Here is a 6638-nt window from a genome sequence, read left to right on the forward strand (position 1 = left end):
CCGGAGCGGCGGCGGAGCAGGATCGAGGTGACGGCCATCGAGATGCCGAACAGCACCAGGGCGACGACGCAGGCCGCGCCGTAGTTATAGCTCTGGAAGCCGAGCTTGTAGACCAGCTGCGGCAGGGTCCAGGTGGAGCCGCCCGGGAAGCCGGGGTCGAACTGCTGCCCGGAGTTGCCCGCGATGCCGCTGGCGACCTTCCCGGCGACGAACGCCTGGGTGTAGTACTGCATGGTCTGGATCACCCCGGTGACCACCGCGAACATGATGATCGGCGAGATGTTCGGCAGCGTGACGTACCGGAACCGCTGGAAGGGGCCGGCGCCGTCCAGCTCGGCCGCCTCGTACTGCTCCCGCGGGACGTCCAGCAGCGAGGCCATGAAGATGACCATCAGGTCGCCGACGCCCCACATGGCGAGCAGGGTGAGCGCGGGCTTGGACCAGTCCTCGGAGGCGAACCAGCCGGGCTGCGGCAGGCCGAGGTCGCCCAGCAGGTGGTTGACCGGGCCGGTGCCGGGGTTGAACAGGAAGGCGAAGGCGACGGTCGCGGCCACCGGTGGGGCCAGGTAGGGCAGGTAGAACGCGGTGCGGAAGAAGCCCGCGCCGGTCTTCACCTTGGTGATGAGCATCCCGATGCCCAGGCCGAAGGCGACCCGCAGGCTCACCATCACGACGACCAGCCACAGGGTGTTGCGCAGGCCCTGCCAGAAGGTCGGCAGGTGGTTGAGGACGTAGTCCCAGTTCTGCAGGCCGTTGAAGCTCGGGGTGCCGAAGCCGTTGTAGGAGGTGAAGGAGAAGTAGGCGGTGGAGATCAGCGGGTAGGCGAAGAAGACGCTGAAACCGATCAGCCAGGGGGAGAGGAAGGCGAGGGTGCGGACCGCCTCCCGGCGGCGCTTGCGGCGCAGCAGGTGCTGCGTGCCGGGCGCCGCCGGGCCGGTCGGTGCCGCGTCGGCCTCGTCGTTCCCCTTGCGGGTGCCGAACGCGAGTGACATGGGAGCTCCGTTGACCGTTCCCGGGCTACTTGGCCTGGGCGATGTCGGTGTCGATCTGCTTGGCCGTGGCGTCCAGGCCCGCCTGGAGGTCGGCCTGCTTGCCGGACTCGTAGTCGTAGCCGAGGTTCTGCAGGGTGGTGATGTAGGCACCGCCGTTGGGGGCCGACGGGGTGGTGCCGGAGTGGGCGTTCTTGGCGACGTTCAGGAAGGTCTTGAAGTTCTCGTCGCTCACCAGCTTCGGCGAGTCGAGCGCGGCGAAGGTGCTCGGCACGTTGTGGATCGCGTTGGCGAAGCTCACCACCGCGTCGGTGTCCGTGGTCAGGTACTTGACGAACTCCCAGGCGGCGGCCTGCTTCTTGCTGGTGCTGGCGATGCCGACGATGGTGCCGGTCTGGTAGCCGCGGCCGTAGGTGTCGGCCTGGTCGTCCGGGACGGGGAACGCGGCGGTGGCCCACTCGAAGTCGGGCTTGTTGTCGGCGAGCGAGGCGGTGCGCCACTCGCCGTCGATGGCCATCGCGACCTTGCCGGTGTGGAAGGGGTTCTTGGCGCTGAACTCCTCGCCGAAGGTCGAGCGGAACCTGTCCAGCTTGGCGTAGCCGCCGAGCTGGTCGACCAGGCCCTTCTGCCACTTGAGCATCGCGGCGACCTTCGGGTCGGTGGCGACGGACGACTTGCCGTCGGTGCCGAAGTAGGTCGGGCCGTACTGGCCGAGGAAGTGCTCGGTGGTGGACTCGTAGCCGTGGTACAGCGGCATGAACCCGAGCTGCTTGTACGAGTCGCCGTCGGCCTGGGTCAGCTTGACGGCGTCCTCGGCGAACTCGCTGAAGGTCTTCGGCGGGTTGGCGATGCCGGCCTCGGCGAAGGCCTTCTTGTTGTAGTACAGCCCGTACGCGTCGCCGAGCAGCGGCAGCGAGCACTGGTTGCCCTTGAACCGCGTGTAGTCGAGCATCGCGGCCGGGAAGGTCTTGGCCGGGTCGATGCCGCTCTTCTCCAGCATCGGCTTGAGGTCGAGGAAGGCCTTGGTCGAACAGAACATGCCGACGTTGTTGGTGGTGAAGGAGGAGACCACGTCCGGCGCGCCGTCACCGCCGGCCCGCAGCGCCTGGTTGACCTTGTCGTCCGGGATGTTGCCCACGGCCTTGACGTGGATGTTGGGGTGGGCCTTCTCGAAGGCGGCGATGTTGTCGTTGATCGCCTTGGTCTCGTTGTCCTGGCTCCAGCCGTGCCAGAAGGTGATGGTGACGTCCTTGCCGCTGGCCGAGTCGTCGTTGCCGCCCGAGTCGCTGGAACCGGTGCAGGCGGAGACGAGCAGGGCCAGGACGGCGCTGCCGGCGACGGCGGCCATCGTGCGACGGCCTCTGCGGGAGGTGGTGGCGTGCACTTCGGGATCCTCCTGGGGGTGCGCGGGCAGGCCTCGTTGCCTCGGGTCCCGCGTTCGGGGGTTGGGGAGAGGTGGGTGCAGGTGGCGAGGTGACAGGGGGAGCGTCAGTGGGTGGAGAAGACCGCCTCGCGGGCGTCGGACAGGGCACGTTGCAGGGCGCCGAGCAGGACCGGCGAGTCGGGCAGGGCGCTGGTGCGGACCTCCGGCCGGGCGATGGAGATCCGCGCGAGCTCGTCCTCGACCAGCGCGCGCAGCCGCTCGCCGCCCGCGCCGGGCACCACGCCGGAGAGGACCACCAGCTGGGGGTCGACGACGGCGACGATCACCGCCAGCCCGACGGCGAGCCGCCCGGCCAGCTCGGCCAGGAGGGCGTCGCCGGCGCCCGGCGTGACCAGCGCCTTGGCGATGGACTCCTGCGCGGTGGCCGCGCCGAGCCCGTGCTCACGGGCCAGGGCCCGGACGGCCGGTGCGCCGACCAGGGCCTGGAAGCCGCCGAACTTGCGGCGGCGGGCGTCCCACTCGACCGGGGAGTCGGGCAGCGGCATGTAGCCGACCTCCCCGGCGCCGCCGGTGAAGCCGCGGTGCAGCCGCCCGGCGATCACGATCGCCGCGCCGACCCCCGCCCCGGCCCAGAGCAGGACGAAGTCCCGGAAACCGGCCGCGGCGCCCGAGGACTGCTCGGCGACGGCGGCCAGGTTGACGTCGTTCTCGATGGACACCGGTGCGCCGATCGCCTCGGTCAACTCCTCGACCAGCCGCGGCGAGTGCCAGCCCGGCAGGTGGGAGGCGTAGCGCAGCTTGCCGGTGACCGGGTCGGGGGCGCCGCCGACCCCGATCGCGGCGGTGCGCAGGCAGCCCTCGGGCAGGCCGGCGGCCCGGACGGCCTCGACCGTCGCGGCGGCGACGGTCGCCACGGTGGCGGCGGCCGGGACGCCCTTGGTCGGCACAGTGTGCTCGGCCAGCGTGGTGCCGGTGATGTCGGCGACGGCGACCCGGATCCCGCTGTTGGTGACGTCCAGTCCGGCGACGTACCCGGCGGCCGGATTCACCTGGTACAGGCGGGCGTTGGGTCCGGGGCCGCCCGCCGTGGTGCCGACCGGCAGGACCAGCCCGGCGGCCTCCAGCCGGGCCAGCAGCTGGGAGGCGGTGGGCTTGGACAGCCCGGTGAGGGTGCCGATCTGGGTGCGCGACAGCGGCCCGTTCTCCAGCAGCAGTTCGAGGGCGGCGCGGTCGTTGATGGCGCGCAGCAGACTGGGGGTGCCGGCGAGGGGGGCCTTGGCGGTGCTCTTCGTCATGCCCGGAATCCTCCTCTTTCGGCTGGTCGGGGAAGACCGCAGGTGGCCCCGGTGCGAGGGGCGGACGGGCTTCGGACGAACTGTTAGGAAACTTTCCAGTCGCTAGGGAAGGACCGTAAGGGCCGTGTCAGCGGGGTGTCAATGGCCGGTGTCGCCGAGGATGCCGAAGCGTTACCGGACAGCGCGAAGCCCCGCCTCCACCGTGGTGGGAGCGGGGCTTCGTCCGTGTCCGTACGTCCGGAGGGCTAGGGAGCGTCCGTGCCCTTCGCGGCCGGGATCGGCTCGGTGGCGCGGTAGCGCGGGGAGCCCGGGTCGGCCAGCGCGGACGGCGCGAGCTGCTCGGCGGCCGGCGCCGGCGAGGGCGCGATCACCACGCCGGTCGCCCCGGCCGCCGCCGCGACCTCCTCCTTGACCTTGATCCCGGACCGGTCGAAGGCCACCTTCAGCCGCTGGCGCAGCGCCCGGGAGACGGAGGCCGCCTTGCCCGGAGCCGTCCTGGCCTCGACCCGCACCACCACGGAGTCCGAGGCGACCGACTCCACGCCCAGGATCGACACCGGCGCCCAGATCAGCTCGTCGTACGGGGCCTCCTTGGCCATCTCCTCGGCCGTCGCCAGGATCAGGTCCTCGACCCGGACCAGGTCCTCCTTGTACCCGACCTGCACGTCCACCGAGGCGGTCGCCCAGCCCTGGCTCATGTTGGCGATCCGCTTCACCTCGCCGTTGCGGATGTACCAGATCTCGCCGTTGCCGCCGCGCAGCTTGGTCACCCGCAGGCCGACCTCCAGCACCGTGCCGGTGGCCACCCCGGTGTCGATCTCGTCGCCGACGCCGTACTGGTCCTCCATGATCATGAAGACCCCGGAGAGGAAGTCGGTGACCAGGTTGCGGGCGCCGAAACCGATCGCCACACCGGCCACACCGGCGCTCGCCAGCAGCGGCGCCAGGTTCACCCCCAGCGCGGAGAGCACCATCAGCGCCGCCGTGCCCAGGATCGTGAAGGAGGCCACACTGCGCAGCACCGAGCCGATCGCCTCCGAGCGCTGCTGGCGCCGCTCGGTGTTCACCACGCCGGTGTTGGCCAGCAGCCCGCCCAGCCGGCTCTCCTCCTGGTGCTCGGAGGTGCGCGCCATCCGCCCTATCAACTGGGAGATGAGCTTGCGCACCGCGGCCCGCAGCACCAGGGCCAGCGCGATGATGAGGATGATCCGCAGCCCGGCCGTCAGCCAGCCCTGCCAGTGGGTGTCGAACCAGCTGGCCGCCTGCCGGGTGGTCTCCGAGACCTCCTGCGCGCTGGTCGGGATCCGCAGGTCGAGCTCCGGCAGCTGCGCGGTGGGGCTCGGGGCCGGCATCGGGTTGGCGAGCGTCGAGGACGCGTCGGACGGGCCGGTGGCACCGGAGCTGAACACGTGCGGACCTTCCTGGCTGGGTGCGTGGCGGCCCGCACCGCCGGCAAGCGGCCCGCGGACCGTGGGCGTTAGCCTATCCGCCACCGCATGCCCGCCCTGACACGCCGGGAACCTCCCGCGAGCGTGCCCGTGGGCGTACGGAGCGTGCCGAACGCCCCGTCAACGCCCCCGTACGCTCCCCGCGCCCCCGGGCGCCGAGGCCGTCCGGGGCAGTCGGGACGCTGCTCCGGACGGCCGAACCGTGCCCCCGGAGGGCCACCCGCGAGGGTCACCGCGGCGCGTCGCACCGCCACCCGGGTGCAACCCGACCTTCCCCCGGGCATACCGGTCATGACAGAGACCACACCCGGAGTTCACATCAGGTCCGTTACACAGGAGTGGTGGCGCCGTACAAAGTCGTAAGGCGACACTGGGGGAGATCGCGCACGCGTGGCGCGATCCAACCGCTCGTCCCGGCGCGAGCCACGCGCCGCAGGCGTCCAAGGAGGCATCCGTGCCGCATGTCCTGGTCCTCAACGCGTCCTACGAGCCACTCGGCGTCGTATCGATGCGCCGCGCACTCATCCTGGTCCTCAACCACAAGGCGGTCAGCCTGGAGGACTCGGGAGTCACTCTGCACAGCGCCACCAGCGCCCTTCCGGCGCCGTCCGTCGTCCGACTGACCCGCTTCGTGCGGGTCCCGTTCTGCGGGCCCGTCCCGCTCACCCGCCGGGCGCTGTTCGCCCGCGACCACGGCCGCTGCGTCTACTGCGGGGCCGCCGCCACCAGCGTCGACCACGTCATCCCGCGCAGCCGCGGTGGCCAGCACCGGTGGGACAACGTGGTGGCGGCCTGCCGCCGCTGCAACCACACCAAGGCCGACCGCCACCTCACCGAGCTCGGCTGGCGGATGAAACGACCACCCGCGCCGCCCAGCGGCCTGGCCTGGCGCATCATCGGCACCGGGATCAAGGACCCGCGGTGGCGGCCCTACCTGGAACCCTACGGCGGCGGCGACCAGCTGCGTGCCCCGCAGTGGGGAGAGCACGAGCACCACGACCACACCGAGCAGCCGGTCCACCCGGTCCCGCTCGGCCGGGCGCACCCCGGCCACCCCGCCCCCGTCCGCCGCGGCGAGCAGCCCGAACCGCTCTCCGCCTGACCACCGCACCACAAGGGCCCGCCCGTCACACCGTCGGTACGCGCCTCATGGGCCGCCGAGCCCCCCGCACCGGGGAGCCGGCGGCCCGCCGCGTTTCCTCCGGGGCCTGCCCGGACAGGGCTTCTGGCCCCGCCAGGGCTTCTGGCCCCGGTTAGGGCTTCTGGCCCCGCCAGGGTTTCCTGTCCCCGGTTCCTGCCCCCGCCGGGGCTCCTGCCCCCGGTTCCTGCCTCCGGTTCCTGCCTCCGGTTCCTGCCCCCGCCGGGGTTCCTGCCCCCGCTAGGGCTTCTGGGCCGTCGCGGGCGGAGCCGCCGGGGCGCCGCCCGGCGCCTTCACCGCGGACTGGGGCTTCGAGGTCGGGTCGGTCCGGGTGCCGGCCTGGCTCTGGCACGGCGCGGACGACCAGTTCTCGCCGGTGGACCA

General features: G+C 72.1%; 4 protein-coding genes and 1 pseudogene. 1 reads left to right on the forward strand and 4 read right to left on the reverse strand.

Features of this window, described 5'->3' with window-relative positions:
- The 4 genes from AB0E96_RS36540 to AB0E96_RS36555 form a co-directional block, all read right to left on the reverse strand.
- On the reverse strand, positions 1 to 992 hold a 992-nt coding region (locus tag AB0E96_RS36540; protein ID WP_359830395.1), incomplete at its 3' end, for a sugar ABC transporter permease.
- 25 nt (positions 993 to 1017) lie between these two features.
- Entirely contained in the window at positions 1018 to 2337 is a 1320-nt protein-coding gene (locus AB0E96_RS36545) for an ABC transporter substrate-binding protein (RefSeq protein WP_359830401.1), read from the reverse strand.
- Positions 2338 to 2477: 140 nt separating this feature from the next.
- Complete coding sequence (locus AB0E96_RS36550; RefSeq protein WP_359830398.1) at positions 2478 to 3668, reverse strand: ROK family transcriptional regulator; 1191 nt, start codon at positions 3666 to 3668, stop codon at positions 2478 to 2480.
- Between the two features lie 245 nt (positions 3669 to 3913).
- On the reverse strand, positions 3914 to 5020 hold the full coding sequence (locus AB0E96_RS36555) for a mechanosensitive ion channel family protein (RefSeq protein ID WP_359830404.1): 1107 nt from the start codon (positions 5018 to 5020) through the stop codon (positions 3914 to 3916).
- 550 nt (positions 5021 to 5570) lie between these two features.
- Between AB0E96_RS36555 and AB0E96_RS36560 the strand changes: the two are divergent.
- A pseudogene (locus AB0E96_RS36560) lies at positions 5571 to 6065 on the forward strand (HNH endonuclease); the annotation flags it as partial.
- Between the last annotated feature and the right edge of the window lie 573 nt (positions 6066 to 6638).

Source organism: Kitasatospora sp. NPDC036755 (assembly GCF_040636595.1).
Classification (GTDB): domain Bacteria; phylum Actinomycetota; class Actinomycetes; order Streptomycetales; family Streptomycetaceae; genus Kitasatospora.